Genomic DNA, 16157 nt, shown 5'->3' on the forward strand with positions numbered 1-16157 from the left:
CCGTGTTCAAGAAGTGGCACGACAAGTGGCACGGCAACCCATGGGCGATCCTCCTCACGCTCTCCCTGGGCTTCTTCATGACGCTGCTCGACCTCACGATCGTCAACATCGCCATCCCCGACATGGGACAGGACCTGAACGCCTCCCTCGACGAGATCCTGTGGGTCGTCAACGCCTACACCCTCGCCCTGGCCGTCCTGCTGATCACCGCCGGCCGCCTCGGCGACCTGCGCGGCAAACGCAACCTGTTCCTCGCGGGCGTCGCCCTCTTCACCCTCGCCAGCCTCGCCTGCGGCCTCGCGCAGAATCCGGCCCAACTGATCGCGTTCCGCGTGGTCCAGGGCCTGGGCGCGGCGCTGCTCATGCCACAGACCCTGTCGATCATCGCGGAGGTGTTCCCGGCCGACCGGCGGGGCGCCGCGATGGGGGTCTGGGGCGTGGTCGCGGGCATCTCCGGAGCGCTCGGCCCGATCATCGGCGGCGCGCTGATCACCCACCTCGACTGGCGCTGGATCTTCTTCGTGAACCTGCCGCTCGGGGTGCTGGTGCTGGGGCTCGCGGCGGCGGTCATCCCCGGCTCGCGGCGCACCGTGGGCCACCGCTTCGACACCCTGGGCGTACTGCTCGCCTCAAGTGCCCTGTTCTGCCTGGCCTTCGGGCTGACCGAGGGGCAGCGCTACGACTGGAACGCCTGGATCTGGTCGCTGTTCGGCGCGGCGGCACTGCTCTTCGCCGTCTTCCTCGGCCATGAGCGTGGTCGGCAGGGCGACGACCCGCTCGTCCCCTTCTCGCTCTTCAAGGACCGCAACTTCACCCTCATCAACTTCGTCGGCGTCACGGTGTCCTTCGGCGTCATCGGCATGTTCCTGCCGCTGACCATCTACCTGCAGTCCGTCCTGGGCTTCAGCGCCCTCAAGTCCGGGCTCGTGCTGCTGCCTCTCGCGCTCGGCTCCTTCGTGATGGCCGGGCCGGCCGGAGTCCTCGCGGACCGGATCGGCGGCAAGTACATCCTGATGACCGGGCTGCTCGCCTGGGCGGCGGCCCTGGTGTGGATCGTGGCGGCGGTCGACGTCGGGTCGAGCTGGACGGCGGTCGCCTTCCCTCTCTTCCTCGCCGGCCTGGGCGCCGGCTGCACCTTCGCACCGATGGCCACGGAGGTCATGCGCAACGTACCGGCGAGGCTCTCCGGAGCGGCCTCCGGGGTCAGCAACGCGCTGCGGCAGGTCGGCTCGGTGCTCGCGGGAGCCGTCGTCGGCGCCGTGCTCCAGGCCCAGCTGGCCTCCTCGCTCACCGACCAGGCCCAGCAGCGCGCCGGACAGCTGCCCGCCGGGTACCGCGAGGGCTTCGTCGGTGCCTTCTCCCGGGCGGAGACCGATGTGAACGCGCGGCAGGCGGCGCGACTGCCGAGCGATGTGCCGCACGACATCGCCGAGCGGATGCGCGCACTCGGCGGCCAGGTCTTCGGCCACGGCTTCGTGCACGCCATGGGCCCCGCCGTCCTGGTCCCGGCCGCCGTCCTGCTGACCGGCGCGCTCGCCTGTCTCGCCGTACGCCGTCACCGCGGCCCGTCGGCCAACCCGCACGCCCTGCCCGTGTACGCACCCGAACTGGAGGAAGCCACCTCATGACCACCGAAGCCGCCACAGGCACCATCGACCTCACCGTCATGTACGCCGCCCACGACGCCTTCCGCCGCGACCTGGAACGCCTCCGTGACGCGGCGGCCGACGGCACCGCCTTCACCCCCCAGGTCCGGGCCGGCTGGGACAACTTCAGGCATCAGCTGCACATCCACCACACCGCCGAGGACAGCGATCTGTGGCCGCGTGTGCAGAGCAAGGTGGCCGGCCGTCCCAGGGATGTCGCACTCCTCGCCGAGATGGAGGCGGAGCACGCCCGGCTCGACCCGCTGCTCACCGCCGTCGACTCGGCCCTGAAGAACCGATCGGCCGAGCTCCCCGCCCTGGTGCACCCGTTGGCGTCGACCCTCGACGACCACCTCGCCCACGAGGAGGAGAGCGCCCTGCCGCTCATCCAGGAGGTGCTGACGCCCGCGGACTGGGGTGCCTTCACCGGTCGTATCCGCAGGACGCAGGGCGTGCGCGGGGCGGCGCTCTTCGTACCGTGGATCGTCGACGCGGCGCCGCCCGCCGACCGCGCCAGGTTCCTCGGCGCGCTGCCGCCTCCCGTACGGATCCTCAACCGGCTCTTCTGGGAGGCGGGTTACCGCAGGCGCGGGCTGTGGCGGGCTTGAGTGCCCGCAGCCGCTCGGGCGGGGTTCCGCTCGTGGATCCGTCTGCCGCTCGCCGCCTCCGGTACCGCTGCGCATAGGCTCTGAGCTGGTGGTATTTACGAGTAAGTACCTTCGAGGTAGCGTGGCGGCATGCCAGCTCTGAATGTGGAGTTCAGCGACCGCGAGCTAGAGGACCTCAGACAGATCGCCAAGGAGCGCGGTACGTCGATGAAGGCCCTGGTGCGGGAGGCGGCAGCGGCCGACATCGTGCGGTACCGGGCGCTGCAGGAGGGCGCGGAGGTGTTCCGCCGTTTCTTCGCGGCGCACGCGGACGAGTTCGCGGCGGCCTTCCCCGAGGACGAACCACCCGGCAAGGGCGAGGGGCGGGCCGCCTGACCCATGGCTCCCGTCATCCATATCGACGTGCCCTGGCTGTTGCAGCGCCATGAAGAGGTGCTGCCCGACCAGCCCACGGTCAACGACTTCTCGGCCCTGGTCGCCGCCGTCGCCCGGCACCGCGTCGACCCGCCCCGCCTCGGCGTCGACTCCGACCCGGCCTGGCGGGCCGCCGCCCTCCTGCACACCCTGGCCCTGCTGAAGCCACTGCCGGCCGCCAACGCCCGCTTCGCCTGTTCGGCGGCGGTGGCGTACATGTTCGTCAGCGGAGTCGGGATCGATCCGCCGTACGGGGCGCTCGTCGACCTCGCGCGTGATCTGATCTCGGGCAAGTCGGATGTCTACGGCGCGGCCGACCGGCTGCGCTCCTGGCAGATCTGAGCCCCGGGCCGCCGGCCGAGGGCGGGAGATCAGGGCCGGCGGCCGGTTTCGCGCGGGAGAGCCGCCGTCCTGCGCGGGGCCTCCGAGAAGGGCCGGGTTCCAGTGCACTGCGGAGTCGCGTGCGCCGGGAGCGTGCGACGGGCTCCGGCCCGAGCGCGCGGTTCATACGGGGCGCGCGTGCGCGGCGCGTGCGCGGGGCGCACGGGCGCGAGCATGAACACGGTCATGAAGACAGCCATCAAGACTGCCATGAATGCCGTCATGAACACGGCCACGGATGCGACCAGGATATGACCATGGACGCGGCCATGAACGCGACCATGAAGATGGCGGGTGAACAGGGCGCGTGAACGTGGTGTATCAACGTGGTGCGCCGACGAGGAACGTGAACGTGGATGCTTGAAATTTCGAAAGCCGGTGCGAGCGGCGCGAGTTGCCACGTCTCCTGACTATCTTTCAAAGATGTGGATGTTGCTCAAGTGCCTTGTTGGTCATGAGTGTGTTGTGCGAGGGTGAACTTACCGCGCGGGTCAATGGCCGGGTATGAAATCGGTGTTCATTATTCCGGGTCGGCGGCCATTTTCCCGGCGCTCCGTCAAAAAGGTGTGCACCAGGCAGGGGCTCTCTTTTCGGCGGCCAGGAAAATTCTGTGTGCCACCTTGCACCGTGGAAGGAATCCGCTCTGTGCCCACCCCCCATCCCCCTCGTCCGTCCTATCCTCCCGGCGGCGCCCCCGGGGAGTCCGACGAGGGCCTCGCGGCGCGACTGAGAGGCCGGACGGAGGGCGAGGCCACACAATCCGTCGCCCTGCTGATGGCGCGGCACTGGCAGCCGACGTACGACTACGCGGTCATCTGCCTCGCCTCTTCGGCGAACGTCGCCTCCATGGTTGCCGCCACCTCCTTCCATTACGCGCTCGACTGTCTGATACGCGGCGAGTCCGGAGCGGCCCTGCGGCCCCGACTCCTCGTGACCGTGCGGGACACCGTCAATGAGTGGTCCGGGGAGGACCGGATATCCGGTGTTCTGCCGGATTTGAGGAAACCCGCCGGGGGACGCGGGATGCGGGCGGCGCAGGCCGTCACCGCCGAAAACCGAAAGCTCGCCGAGCGCTCTTTCTACGCGCTCCCGCCCCTCGCCCAGTGTCTGCTGTGGCACACCGAGGTCGAGGCCGAGCGCATTTCCGTACCCGCCGGTCTGTCGGGCGTGGACGTCGACACCGCCGCGGCCGCTCTGGAGCAGGCCCGCGAGCAATTCCGGGTGGGCTGTGTGCGCGCCCACCGGGAACTCGCGCCGAGCAAGGAATGCGGCTTCTACAACCGACTGCTGGGCGTCCCGATTCGTCGTGACGGTGCCTTCCTGCCGGATGTCCGACGGCATCTGGGGGAGTGCCGCCACTGCCGTTACGCCGCCGAGCAGCTCAGTCACTTCGAGGGCGGGCTGGGGATCCTGCTCGCCGAAGCGGTGCTCGGCTGGGGTGCGCGACGCTATCTCGACGCACGCCCAGGGCGCACGCAGCAAGCAGTGCGCCCCCAGGACGACTCCGGGTTCGGCGCCGGACCCGCGGACGGCGGACGGGTGGACACCGGCGGAGCTCTCGGCACCGGCGGACGTGTCGGCACCGAGAGCCGTCTCACCACCGGCGGCCGGCGCGCGACCGGTGGGAGCCCTGAGACCGACGCGCGTCAGGGGAGTGCTGGACGGCATCGTCTGCTGGCTCGGATCCCCGCACCCGGACGGTTGGTCCAGACGGCTCAGATGCACTCGAAGGCCCTGCTCACGGGGGCGGGCGCGGCCTCGGCCGTGCTGCTCGTGACCGTGCTCACCATCAGCCTGTGGTCCAACGACGACGGAGGCGCCGACCCGGCCGCCTCCACGGGCGTCGGCAGCAGCCACACCGTCTCACCCAGCCCCGTCGCCACGGCTCCCTCCTCCGGCTCCTCGGCCCCGACCTCCGCCGGACTGTCCGCCGGCACCGAGCAGACCCGGCTGCGCAACCTCGACGCCGACCTCTGCCTCGACATCCGGGGTGGCAGGGCGAAGACCGGTGCCGAGGCCGAGCTGGCCGTCTGCTCGTCCGCCTGGACCCAGCAGTGGTCGTACGAGAGCGACGGCCTGTTGCGCAGCGTCGCCGACCCCACGCTGTGCCTGGACTCGCGTGCCGACGACGGTGTCGTCGTCCTGGACCGCTGTGCCGCGAAGAGCGACGCGCACGGCGGTGATGTGCGCTACGACCTCACCGTGCGGGGCGAGTTGCTGTCCCGGTCGCGCGAGGGGCTGGCCGTCACGCCCAGTTCCACCGATCCGAGCGCCGACATCGTGGTCAAGGACCGGGACGGCTCCGACGCGCAGCGATGGCGGACCGACTCCTCGTCGGCCGACCCCGGGTCGCTGTCCATCGCGGGGACGGCGAGCCCCTCGACCCGGCCGGTCAGCGAGTCGCCGTCCCCGCGGGGCACCACCGCCGCGCCGAGCGCGTCGCCCGGCGAGTCGTCGGCGCAGGGGTCGGCCGACCCGTCGGCGACCCCGTCGGAGTCCGATGCCGAGCCCCGCTCCGTGACCGTCGGCGACCGCGCGAGCTCCCAGCCCGTGCTGCCGCTGCCCATCCAACTGCCTTCCCTGGTGGAGCGGTTGGGGCTGTAGCGGACTGCGGAGCGCCGGGCGGCAGGCCGAGGGCCGAGCTGCCGGACCGACACGTAGGGCCGACGTCCAGGGCCGACGTGCCGGGTCAGGACACCACGTCCCGGGGTGGCTTGCCCGCCACGAACTCGGCGGCGTTCTGGACCGCCGCCAGCGCGATCCGTACGAGCGTCTCGCGCGTGACGCCCGCGACATGCGGCGACAGCACCACGTTCGGGGACTTGAGCAACCGCAGGGCCGCGGTGGGCGGTTCGGGGTCGAAGACGTCGATGCCCGCCCCGGCCAGGGCGCCCGCCTCCAGCGCGTCCGCGAGGGCGTCCTGGTCGATCAGGGCGCCCCGCGAGGTGTTGACCACGAACGCGGTGGGCTTGAGGAGCGCGAGCCGCTCGGCGTCGAGCAGGTGCCGGGTCTCCTCGGTGAGCGGCGCGTGCAGGGTGACGTAGTCCGAGGTGCGCAGCAGTTCGTCGAGTCCGATGTGGCGGGCGCCGCCGAGCCGGGCCTCGGCCTCCGCGCCGACGGACCGCGGACCGGCGTACACGATGCTCATGTCGAACGCGACCGCGCGCCGGGCGACCTCCTCGCCGATGTGGCCGAGCCCGACGATGCCGAGGGTCTTGCCGGACAGTTCGGTGATGGAGCGCTGCAGCCGGGGCAGTGCCCAGTCGGCGTCGACGAGCGCGGTGTGCGCCGGAACCAGCTGTTTGGCCAGGGCCAGCATGAGGGCGAAGGTCTGCTCGGCCACGTTCTGCTTCTCGGCGCCGCTGGAACCGATGTTGCACACCGGTACTCCCTTGGCGCGGGCGGCGTCCAGGTCGACGTAGTCGAAGCCGTGGCTCGCGCACTGGACCAGTTCCAGGTCCGGTGCGGCGGCCAGGTGCGCGGCGGTCACCGGGCCGAGGCCCGTGATGATGACATGGGCCTCGCGCAGCGCGGCCGGGTCCTCGTCGGTCGTCTCGACGACGGTGACGTGGGCCCCGCCGGGGAAGACGGCGGCGAGCGCGGCTCCGGCGGTGCGGCCGCCGACGTGGGGCGAGACCACGGCCAGCACGTTCTTCGGTGCCGTGGCGGCCGTGGAGTCGGTCGTGTCGGTCGTGCGGGTCGTGCTCATGCGGTTTCCTCGATCAGGTCGTCGGGGCCGAGGGTGGCGGGGCGGGCGTGTCCGGACAGGGCGAGGGTGAGGTCGAACTCGGCGAGCAGACAGCGCACGACGTGTTCGACGCCCGCCTGTCCGTCGAGGCCGAGCCCATAGGCGTACGGACGACCGACGAGTACCGCCTGCGCGCCGAGTGCGAGCGCCTTGAAGACGTCGTCGCCGGTGCGGATACCGCTGTCGAAGAGGACGGTCAGCTGCTCGCCGACCGCCTCGACCACGCGCGGCAACGCGTCGGCGGCCGCCACCGACCCCGCCACCTGCCGGCCACCGTGGTTGGAGACGACCACGCCGTCCATCCCGGCGTGGGCGGCACGGCGGGCGTCGTCCGGGTGCAGGACGCCCTTGAGGACGATCGGCCCGTCCCAGTTCTCCCGCAGGAACTCAAGATCCGGCCAGGTCTTGCCCGGGTCCGCGAACATGCCCACGAAGTGCAGCACGGCCGCGTTCGGGTCCTCGTGCACCGGCTTGGCCAGGCCCGCCTGGAACGCCGGGTCGGAGAAGTAGTTGGCGGTGCCCACGCCGTGCAGGAACGGCAGATAGGCCTGGTCCAGGTCGCGTGGCCGCCAGGCCAGCAGGGGAGTGTCGAGGGTGACGAACAGCGCGGTGAACCCGGCCGCCTTCGCCCGGTCGAGGAAGCTGCGGGTGACCTCGCGGTCCTTCGCCCAGTACAGCTGGAACCAGCGCTCCGCCTCCCCCATCGCCTCCGCGACCTGCTCCATGGGCGTGCTGGACGCCGAGGACAGGATGTACGGGACGCCCTGCGCGGCGGCGGCCCGCGCGGCGGCGGACTCCGCGTCCGGATGCATGATCGACAGCACACCCACGGGCGCGAGCGCGAGCGGCGCGGGCAGCGCGCGCCCCAACACCTCGACGGACAGGTCCCGTTCGTGCACGTCGCGCAGCATGCGCGGAACGATCCGGCGCCGGTCGAGGGCGGCCCGGTTGGCCCTGGCGGTGCTGCCGTTGCCCGCGCTGCCCGCCACATAGCCGACCGGACCGGGTCCGAGCCGCTGCTCGGTGAGCTCCTCCAGCCGGGTCAGATCGGTGGGCAGCCGCGGTACGGCGCCCGTCATTCCGTTCAGATAGATCTCGTACTGGAAGTCGGCCCAGTGCTTCGCCATCCGTACGTCCCGCCTCTCGTCCCTGAGATCGCGCTGTACGCCGTCGATCCTTACGACTGTGACAAGATCCGTCCACCGTGGTGCGCACATCGTGCGGCTGGGATCATCACCCTGTGACAAGTGAGCCCGTTGCCGCCCGGGAGCGTGTCCGGCAGGAGATGCTCGCCGACCCGCGTGTCGTGGAGGCGATCGTCGACGCGGTGCACCAACAGGTCCCGGTGTACGCCGCGCTCGACGACAGCCGGCTGCCGGAGGTGCGGGCCATCGCCGCCTGGGGGCTGGAGCGGCTCCTCCATCTGTGGGCCACCGACAGCACCCTGGGACCGGCCGACCTGCGGCGGCTGCGCGGCATCGCGGCGGCCCGCGCGGCGGACGGGCGCCCGGTGCAGGCGGTGCTGCGGGCCTACCGGGTGGCCGCGACCGTCCTCACGGACGAGATCGCGGCCCGGTCGCGGGGGCTCGCCGCGGTGGACGGGTTCGCCCTCACCCGGATGCTGCTGACCGCGCTCGACACCCTCTCCGAGGAGATGACCACGGCGTACGCCGCCACCAGCGAGGACCTCGCCGCGGACCGCGACCGGGCGTTGCGGCTGCTGCTCGACGACCTGATCGCGGGCCGGCACGCCTCGGTGGGCGCCGTGGCGGACCGGTCGGCCCGACTGGGGGTCCAACTCCCGGATCCGTACTGTCTGCTGGTGGCCGAGCCGATCGGTGCGGAGCGCTCCGACATGGCGCTCGACGCGGCGACGGGGCTGGTCGACGCGTTGGCCGGTCCGGGGGGCGAGGTCGCCTCGCCCGCCACGGTACGAGGCTCCCGTGCGGTTCTGTTGCTGCCGGTCGATGCCGCTGCCCGGGTGGGGGACGTGCTGGCGGCGCGGGCCTGGCGGGGCTGTGCGATCACCGGGGAGAGCCTGGACCGGGTCGCCGTGGCGCATCGGCTCGCCGCCGACGCCCTCGACACGGCGCCCGCCCACGCCCATCGGCCGGGGCGGGTGCTCACCGACGCCGACGCCCATGTCCTCGCCCTGCTCGCCGGGCATCCGGCCGCCGTGCCGGAGCATGTCGCCCGTGTCGTCCTCGGTCCGCTCACCGATCCGGGCCGGCGGCATCTCATGGAGGCGTTGACCGCGTACATCGACACCGGCTCGGCGAATGCCGCTGCGCGGGCGCTTCACCTCCATGCGCAGTCCCTGCGCTACCGGTTGCGGCGCATCCACGCCCTGACGTCCCGCGACCCCCGCGATCCCTGGCAGCGCCCCACCCTCGACATCGCCCGCACGATCAGACCCTAGCCCCGGCCCGGTTCCCCCACGGTTTTCTCGCCCCCGCCGCCCCTACCCGTCCCATCCTCAACCTGGGGGCTCCGCCCCCAGACCCCCGAGACCGGCCTGAACGGCCTCGTCCTCAAACGCCGGACGGGCTGGAGGATCGCGGGCCGGGGGTGGGTGGGTGAGTGGGGGTGGGTGGGGTGTGGCCTTCGGCCTTGTCCTCAAGCGCCGGACGGGCTGAAGGATGCAGCCTGGCACCCCGCCAGGGCCACGGCGAACCGCCCGCTCAACCCCACCGCCCGAAAGCCGCCCGACACGGGGCGAAGCCCCGCCCTCAGGGGCGCGGGGAACTGCGCGCTCAGCCCCCACTGCCCGGTAGCCGGGCGATCCCGGGTGGGTGGGTGTTTCGGGGCGTAGCCCCGCCTTGAGGGGCGCGGGGAACTGCGCGCTCAGCCACCACCGGCCGGTAGTCGGGCGATGCGGGGCGTGGCCCCGTCTTGAGGGGCGCGGGGAACTGCGCGCTCAGCCCCCACCCACCCGCAGCCGAAGAAACGCGCGGTTACGCGGGCTTCGGGTCGGGGTGGACGCGGGCCGTCGCACGGACCGGCGCGCCGTCGGCGTCCGCGAGGCGCAGCGGGAAGAGGAAGACCTCGACCGAGCACCCCGCGGCCTGCGCGTCGGCGACGCGGTCGAGCCCGGTCAGGTTCTCCGCGATCACGCCGCCCACACCGCACAGGATCCGGTGCGCGGGAAGACTCTCGCCCCCGGTGTCGCCCCCGGTGGGGTCGACACTCAGCGCGTCGACCGCGACGGTACGGACCCCCGCCGCGACAACGGCCTCGGCCGCCTCGGGCGTGAGCCAGGGATGGGCCAGATACTCCTCGGTGCCCCAGTGCGCCGACCAGCCGGTGGCCAGCAGCAGGATCGAGCCGGGCCGGAGCCGTACCAGGTCCAGCGCGGACGCCAGCAGGTCGGGTGTGACCGGCGCCCGCGCCGGCAGCCCGCGGACGTCGGCGACCACCGCGCGCCCCGCGAACCGCTCCAGCGGCAGCTCGTCCAGCGTGGGCCACGCCTCGTCCACGTGGTACGGCGCGTCGACATGCGTACCGGACTGCGAGCCCATGTGCAGCCGCAGGACGTTGACCCCGTGTTCGGCGACCCGCAGCGCCCTGGAGATCTCCACCTGGGGGTCACCGGGGTACACGGGCATTCCGGTGACCACGGGCACGGACAGATCGAGCCAGGACTCCATCAGCTGCCTTCCATGGCGGGGACCGCGGGGGTGCCGTCGTTCTCCGCACCGGGACCGGTGATCGGCGGCACCGGCACGTCGACCGCACGGGCCAGCCGCGGACCCTCGGGCCCGTACACCGCCCGGGGCTCGGGGAACACTCGCAGCATCGCAAGGTACAGCACGGCGGCGACGGCCAGCGACAGCGGCAGGCTGATGTCGATGCCGTTCGCCAGGTCACCCAGCGGGCCGACGAACTGGCCGGGGATGTTGGTGAACAGCACCCCGACCACCGCGGCCACCCACCAGGCCGTCATGCCCCGCCAGTTCCAGCCGTGCGTGAACCAGTAGCGGCCGCCGCGCTGACGGCGGTTGAAGACCTGGAGCGCGTCCGGGTCGTACCAGCCGCGCCGGGTGTAGAAGCCGAGGATCATGACGACCATCCAGGGCGTGGTGCAGGTAATGATCATCGTGGCGAACGTCGAGATGGACTGCACCAGGTCGAAGCCGAAGCGGCCGATGAAGATGAACGCGATCGACAGCACTCCGACCAGGATCGTCGCCTGGACCCGCGAGAGCCTCGGGAACACCGACGAGAAGTCGAGCCCGGTGCCGTACAAGGACGTCGTGCCGGTCGACATGCCGCCGATCAGCGCGAGCAGACACACCGGCAGGAAGAACCAGCTCGGTGAGATGGCGAGCAGCCCGCCCACGAAGTCGGGGGCCGCCGGGTCGACGTACTTCGGCGCCTTGGTCGCGATGATGCTCGCGGTCGCCAGGCCGAAGACGAACGGCAGCAGGGTGGCGATCTGCGAGAGGAACGCGGCTCCGACGACCTTGCGGCGCGGCGTGTCGGCCGGGATGTAGCGCGACCAGTCGCCGAGGAACGCGCCGAAGGACACCGGGTTCGACAGCACGATCAGCGCCGAGCCGATGAAGGACGGCCAGAACAGAGCCTGTGTCGCCGAGTCGGCGGAGGCCGTGAAGGCACCGGCGTACGACGGATCGAAGTCACCGGCGAAGGCGATCGCGCCGAGCAGGAACAGCACGGTCGCCGAGGTCACCGCGATCTTGTTGACGAACAGCATGAACCGGAAGCCGTACACGCACACCGCGAGCACCAGGCAGCCGAAGAGCGCGTACGCGACCACGTACGACAGGTTGCTGCGTTCCAGGCCGAACAGCCGGTGCGCGCCGCCGACCAGGGCGTCGCCGGAGCTCCACACCGAGATCGAGAAGAACGCGACGGCCGTGAGCAGCGACAGGAACGAACCGACGACCCGGCCGTGCACACCGAGGTGCGCGGAGGAGGCCACCGCGTTGTTCGTGCCGTTGACCGGGCCGAACATCGCCATCGGGCACAGGATCAGCGCACCGACGACCACTCCCAGGAGGGTGGCCGCGAGCCCCTGCCAGAAGGAGAGGCCGAAGAGGATGGGGAAGGCCCCGAGGACACAGGTGGAGAAGGTGTTCGCGCCACCGAAAGCGACCCTGAACAGGTCGAGCGGCGACGCGGTGCGGTCCGCGTCGGGGATGCGCTCGACACCGTAGGTCTCCACCTCGGTGAGAGACGGCGACGATGTGGCGGGGGAGTTCTCGGACAAGGGGGTGCTCCAGCGAAGTGCCTGTGCCCGCACGCGGGCGGTGGAGCGCATGGTGGCGCGGAGGGGCGGATGGCCGGTTGTCGCCGCTGGGGTGTGCGGCGTGAACGGATGCCGTCCTTGGCAGGTCTGCCGACGCTAAGGCCGAGCCCGAGGCCCGCGCCAGCAGATGAAACATCCATCTTCCGCACCCGAGGTGGAGCATTCGTCCATCGCCGGAGCCGGTCGGCTCATCCCTGGACATCGGGCGCCCAGCCGCGGTATTCCATCCCGAACGTGGCGACGATGTTGTGGTCGCTGGTGCGGATCAGGTCGTTGCGGATCAGAGGTTTGCCCTGTCCGCGCTGGTAGGCCCGGCATCTGGTGTTGACGGTCTCCGGCGGGATGCCGAGGGCGATGGATCCGTTGAGGACTCGTCGTCCCTTCGTCCGCCAGGTGTCGTTGTGCTTGGTCCAGATGTCGTAGCCGAGGAACCGCGCCTTGTGGGTGCGGGCGTGTGTGATCACATGATCACCAGCGCCGTGCCTGCCCTGCTCTCCGGGGCCCCTTGCCGCACAACGGACCTGACGCCACATCACTCACGAGACCCGTGAACCAGACCAATCCTCATCACGCAATGACCCTGCCCGCAGGCCCAGGGCACTCGTGAACACCCCCGGGGCGATGAACCAGCATCTCAGCAGGGGCCGCTCCGACCGGATGCTGCTGGGCGACGCGACCTTCATCTGATCGGTTGCGTCGATCTCCGCACTGAACTTCCAGGTCTCGACCGCAGGCCCCTTGATCCACAGTGCCCCGGTCCGATTCCCGGCCCCTGCGGAACGAGAGATCGCTCCGGGAGCCGGGTCGCCGACCCAACCACCGTTATGAACGCCATTCCCGCAACTACCTGGCATTTCTCGGCCTCGCCGCCGCCTGCTGCTGCTACAAACGACTCATCCGTCTCACCACATAGGACACGGTCTAGGTCAGGCACCAATCGAGTACGGCCATCGCACTGGCCAGCTTCATCTGCGCCTGGTCCCAGGCCAGCGACCGGGGCCCGTCGAGTACGCCACTTGCGACCTCCTCGCCCCGGCGGGCCGGCAGGTCGTGCATGAAGAAGGCATCCGGCCACCGCGCCATCAGACGCTCGTCGACGGCGAACGGCGTGAATGCCGTCCGCCAGTCCGGACTGCTCTTGCTGGTCCCGGTGGTCTGCCATTGAGTCGTGTAGACGACGTCCACGTCGCCGTCGATACCATCGACCCGGTGCACCTCGACGACCTTGCTGCCCCACTTCTTCGCCGTCTCCTGGGCTCGAACGAGGACCGCGGGGTCGAGCCCATACCCGGCAGGCGTCGCCAGGGTCAGGGTGGCTCCGGGGACCAGTGCAAGACCTTGTGCAAGGGCTGCGGCGGTGTTGTTCCCCTCGCCGAGATAGGCGAGATGGAGCCCCCGCAGCGAACCGAAGCGATGGGAGAGAAGAGCGATGTCCGTGAGACCCTGAGTCGGGTGCTCTTCGCGCACCATCGCGTTGATGACGGGTATCGAGGCTGTGCCGGCGAGCTCGCGTAGATCATTCTCACCGACAGAACTCCTCACGACCAGGGCGTCGAGCATTCCCCCCAGGATGCGGCCGGTGTCTGACAGCGACTCCCCCGTGGCGAGTTGCAGGTCGTTCGGCCCGAAGGCGATCACGGTACCGCCGAGCCGTACCGCACCGCTGGTGAAAGCAGTCCGGGTACGCGTCGAGGTGTGGGTGAACAGCGTGCCCACCACAAGATCCTGCAGGGGGCGCTCCTTGGGGCGTCTGTTCTCGTGCCAGGCGCAGGAGCGACGGACGAGTGTCTGCAACTCCTCGGGTGTCAGGTCGTGCAGGGAGATGAAACTGCGCGCAGGGCGCAGCCCGTCAGCCCGAACGGCCGTCTGGTCTGTCATCGTTTCGCCTCCGGTTTCTTCGATGCCCGGCTCCGGCTGGAACAGGTTCATGTGTCTGCCCGTTCTCAATCACCCATGAGATCGACGACTGTTCCCAGACCGGCCGCCTCCGCCCGTGCGGCCACCTCCTGGCAGACGGCCACGTCGAGGATCGCCATGCCGAAGGGGTTGCTCACGACAAGGCCGTCCCGCGGGCGAATCGCTTCTTCGCGGCCGAGCAGTACCTCTCCGTACCGCCTTGCCACGGCACGCCCGTGTCCGGGCGAGGATTCCGTGTCGGCCACCACGTCGCCGGCCTGCATCACCGATCCGAGGACGCGACGAGGGTTGTCCCGCACAAGGTCGATGTCGTCGACGTAGATCGCCTCAGCCTCCAGGAACACGGCCGGCATCACGTCGTCGAGTGACACGTGTGCGATGAAGGTCCCCGGGGCGAACCAGCCGGGCGGAATGTACGGTTCGGACGATACTGTCAGCGTGACAACCACGTGGCTCGCCTTCACGCACGACTCGACGTCCGGGTGCTCGGTGACTTTCACATCGGGGTGGTGCGTTGCGAGATCCCGACCGAGCGCGGCCGCCCGGGCGGGGACGATGTCGTACAGGTGGAACTCTCGGACTGCCGGGAAGTTGTGGACGAGCAGCTTCGCGTGCATGGCCGCGATGGTGCCGCATCCGATGATGGTCACCGCGTCAAAGTCCCTGGGGCCGAGCGTGCGCAGGCTGGATACCGTGTAAGCGGCAGTGCGCACAGCGCTGACGTGTCCGGCCTCGACCAGGGTGACCGGGCGGGCGGTCTCCGGATCGAAAAGCACCGTGAAGCCGCCGGCGCGCTCGATGCCCAAGGCAGGGTTGGTCACCGAGGCATTGATCAGCTTGATGCCGTACGCCATGCTCCGGCCTTGCTGTACGCGTCCGAGCATCGCCACCGAGCGTGTATACGCGTTGGCGGAGTTCTCCCAGGCCAGGTAACCCTCGGCGGGCAGGTCGGAGCGGCCCAGGGTGTGCTCGCGCACCGCGGACTCAACCACCCTGACGGGATCGACCTCGGCCAGGCAGCGCATCACGGTGGCGCGGTCGAGAATCCTGATGTGGTCTGGCTTCACTTGAGCCCTTCCCCGTGGTCATAGGTTGAGGCGCAGTGCGCCAACGGTGTCCAGCTGTTCGAGACCCGTTCGGGAAGGTCAGCCGGCTTTGGGTCGACCCCACGCCCTCTCCTGGCGGAAGCCGGCCTGTGTCGGTGCTCTCCGCCAAGTCGGCGGCCACCCCCGCAGCAGGCGCAGTTGCATCGTCCATGAGGAGATCAGAACCTCTCCCGGCTGCGTTCCGCGGCTGGAAGCCGGCCCAGCTCCGTGAATGAGACGACAGCACGGACGCCGGCCGGCCTAGTCGTCGGTGGCACCGGTCGGCGTCGGAGCGGTCATGAATCCGCCCTCGCACCGGTGAGGGAATCGCTGTCTTCGGCCGACATCCCGGCGAGCAGGCCCTCGGAGGTCGCCGCGCCGTAGACCAGGCCGACGTACCGGTCTCCTCGGTCGGGGAAGAGGGTGACGACGGAGGATGCGGGGCATATGGAAGGGATGATTTTCCGGATGGCTGCGATGACCGATCCGGAGGACCCACCGGCGAAAATCGCCTCTTTGGACAACAAGTCATGGCAGGCCGCGATCGATTCCTCGTCCGTCACCTCGACGACACGGTCGATGAGGCTCTCGTCAAGCAGCTCCGGCACCCGGCTCGAACCGATCCCGGGAAGTTGGCGCGGTCCGGGAGGGTTGCCGAACACCACCGATCCGACGGCGTCCACAGCGATCACCTGGAGCCCTTCGGAGTACTCCTTCAGCCGGCGTGCCAGGCCGTTCAACGTGCCGGTTGTGCTCACGCAACCACCAGATAGTCAGGGTGGCTCGGCAAGTCCTCGGCTATTTCCTCCGCGGTGCTCCGATAATGCGCTTCAGGCCCCAGGGAGTTGGCGTACTGGTTGATCCAGACTGCTGCGGGATCGGCGGCCAGTATGTCTTTCACGCGCGCGATACGCGCGGGTAAGTAGCTGCCTCCGGTTGCCGCACCGTCAATCATCTCGACCTGCGCACCGTAGCTTTTCAGAATCGCATGGTTGCTGGATGTGATGTGCGGATCGACCACCAGGGTGAGGCGCAGGCCATGGATCCGGGCCATCATGGCCAGTGCGACACCGAAATTTCCAGAAGTGC

13 protein-coding genes and 2 pseudogenes are annotated in these 16157 nt (G+C 70.3%); 7 read left to right on the forward strand and 8 right to left on the reverse strand.

Annotation, left to right across the window (positions count from 1 at the left end):
• Positions 1-2: 2 nt before the first annotated feature.
• The 5 genes from RV986_RS48460 (at position 3) to RV986_RS48480 (ending at position 5653) form a co-directional block, all read left to right on the forward strand.
• Complete coding sequence (locus RV986_RS48460; protein ID WP_475923469.1) at positions 3-1628, forward strand: DHA2 family efflux MFS transporter permease subunit; 1626 nt, start codon at positions 3-5, stop codon at positions 1626-1628.
• Positions 1625-2254, forward strand: coding sequence for a hemerythrin domain-containing protein (locus RV986_RS48465; protein WP_475923470.1), 630 nt, complete (start codon positions 1625-1627; stop codon positions 2252-2254). The genes RV986_RS48460 and RV986_RS48465 overlap by 4 nt, the downstream gene beginning before the upstream one ends.
• A gap of 129 nt (positions 2255-2383) precedes the next feature.
• Positions 2384-2629, forward strand: a complete 246-nt coding sequence (locus RV986_RS48470) for a hypothetical protein (protein WP_475923471.1) — start codon at positions 2384-2386, stop codon at positions 2627-2629.
• A gap of 3 nt (positions 2630-2632) precedes the next feature.
• Positions 2633-3010, forward strand: coding sequence for a toxin Doc (locus RV986_RS48475; RefSeq protein ID WP_475923472.1), 378 nt, complete (start codon positions 2633-2635; stop codon positions 3008-3010).
• 684 nt (positions 3011-3694) lie between these two features.
• Positions 3695-5653 (forward strand): RICIN domain-containing protein, encoded by a 1959-nt coding sequence (locus RV986_RS48480; RefSeq protein WP_475923473.1) that lies wholly within the window; start codon positions 3695-3697, stop codon positions 5651-5653.
• Positions 5654-5738: 85 nt separating this feature from the next.
• Here RV986_RS48480 and RV986_RS48485 read toward each other — a convergent pair whose 3' ends face one another.
• Together RV986_RS48485 and RV986_RS48490 are read right to left on the reverse strand one after the other, a co-directional pair.
• A complete protein-coding gene (locus tag RV986_RS48485; RefSeq protein WP_475923474.1) occupies positions 5739-6758 on the reverse strand; it encodes a 2-hydroxyacid dehydrogenase in 1020 nt (339 codons plus the stop codon).
• Positions 6755-7924 carry a lactate 2-monooxygenase gene (locus RV986_RS48490; RefSeq protein ID WP_475923475.1) on the reverse strand — a complete coding sequence of 390 codons (1170 nt, stop codon included), beginning with the start codon at positions 7922-7924 and terminating at the stop codon, positions 6755-6757. The genes RV986_RS48485 and RV986_RS48490 overlap by 4 nt, the downstream gene beginning before the upstream one ends.
• Before the next feature lie 113 nt (positions 7925-8037).
• Between RV986_RS48490 and RV986_RS48495 the strand changes: the two genes are divergently transcribed.
• Positions 8038-9216, forward strand: coding sequence for an RsbRD N-terminal domain-containing protein (locus RV986_RS48495; protein WP_475923476.1), 1179 nt, complete (start codon positions 8038-8040; stop codon positions 9214-9216).
• Positions 9217-9751: 535 nt separating this feature from the next.
• On the opposite strand, the gene RV986_RS48500 is transcribed toward RV986_RS48495, so the two are convergent.
• The 3 genes from RV986_RS48500 to RV986_RS48510 form a co-directional block, all read right to left on the reverse strand.
• Entirely contained in the window at positions 9752-10444 is a 693-nt protein-coding gene (locus RV986_RS48500; protein WP_475923477.1) for a cyclase family protein, read from the reverse strand.
• Complete coding sequence (locus RV986_RS48505; RefSeq protein WP_475923478.1) at positions 10444-12078, reverse strand: purine-cytosine permease family protein; 1635 nt, start codon at positions 12076-12078, stop codon at positions 10444-10446. The genes RV986_RS48500 and RV986_RS48505 overlap by 1 nt, the downstream gene beginning before the upstream one ends.
• A gap of 176 nt (positions 12079-12254) precedes the next feature.
• Complete coding sequence (locus RV986_RS48510; protein ID WP_475923479.1) at positions 12255-12530, reverse strand: hypothetical protein; 276 nt, start codon at positions 12528-12530, stop codon at positions 12255-12257.
• Between the two features lie 341 nt (positions 12531-12871).
• Here RV986_RS48510 and RV986_RS48515 point away from each other — a divergent pair.
• Positions 12872-12979, forward strand: a pseudogene (locus RV986_RS48515) (IS5/IS1182 family transposase); the annotation flags it as partial.
• An 8-nt stretch (positions 12980-12987) separates the two neighbouring features.
• On the opposite strand, the gene RV986_RS48520 reads toward RV986_RS48515, so the two are convergent.
• The 3 genes and pseudogenes from RV986_RS48520 to RV986_RS48530 all read right to left on the reverse strand — a co-directional run bounded on the left by RV986_RS48520 (position 12988) and on the right by RV986_RS48530 (position 16125).
• Positions 12988-13944: an ornithine carbamoyltransferase gene (locus tag RV986_RS48520; protein ID WP_475923480.1), complete on the reverse strand. Its 957-nt coding sequence runs from the start codon at positions 13942-13944 to the stop codon at positions 12988-12990.
• A gap of 65 nt (positions 13945-14009) precedes the next feature.
• Positions 14010-15008, reverse strand: a complete 999-nt coding sequence (locus RV986_RS48525; protein WP_475924688.1) for an ornithine cyclodeaminase family protein — start codon at positions 15006-15008, stop codon at positions 14010-14012.
• Between the two features lie 356 nt (positions 15009-15364).
• A pseudogene (locus tag RV986_RS48530) lies at positions 15365-16125 on the reverse strand (pyridoxal-phosphate dependent enzyme).
• Between the last annotated feature and the right edge of the window lie 32 nt (positions 16126-16157).

The sequence above is a fragment of the Streptomyces sp. RLA012 genome, assembly GCF_056270325.1.

Coding starts and splice junctions, on each gene's coding strand:
- RV986_RS48470 (WP_475923471.1), top strand. CDS start 2,384: ATGCCAGCTCTGAATGTGGAGTTCAGCGACCGCGAGCTAGAGGACCTC.
- RV986_RS48500 (WP_475923477.1), bottom strand. CDS start 10,444: ATGGAGTCCTGGCTCGATCTGTCCGTGCCCGTGGTCACCGGAATGCCC.
- RV986_RS48465 (WP_475923470.1), top strand. CDS start 1,625: ATGACCACCGAAGCCGCCACAGGCACCATCGACCTCACCGTCATGTAC.
- RV986_RS48490 (WP_475923475.1), bottom strand. CDS start 7,924: ATGGCGAAGCACTGGGCCGACTTCCAGTACGAGATCTATCTGAACGGA.
- RV986_RS48525 (WP_475924688.1), bottom strand. CDS start 15,008: ATGCGCTGCCTGGCCGAGGTCGATCCCGTCAGGGTGGTTGAGTCCGCG.
- RV986_RS48475 (WP_475923472.1), top strand. CDS start 2,633: ATGGCTCCCGTCATCCATATCGACGTGCCCTGGCTGTTGCAGCGCCAT.
- RV986_RS48485 (WP_475923474.1), bottom strand. CDS start 6,758: ATGAGCACGACCCGCACGACCGACACGACCGACTCCACGGCCGCCACG.
- RV986_RS48505 (WP_475923478.1), bottom strand. CDS start 12,078: ATGCGCTCCACCGCCCGCGTGCGGGCACAGGCACTTCGCTGGAGCACC.
- RV986_RS48520 (WP_475923480.1), bottom strand. CDS start 13,944: ATGACAGACCAGACGGCCGTTCGGGCTGACGGGCTGCGCCCTGCGCGC.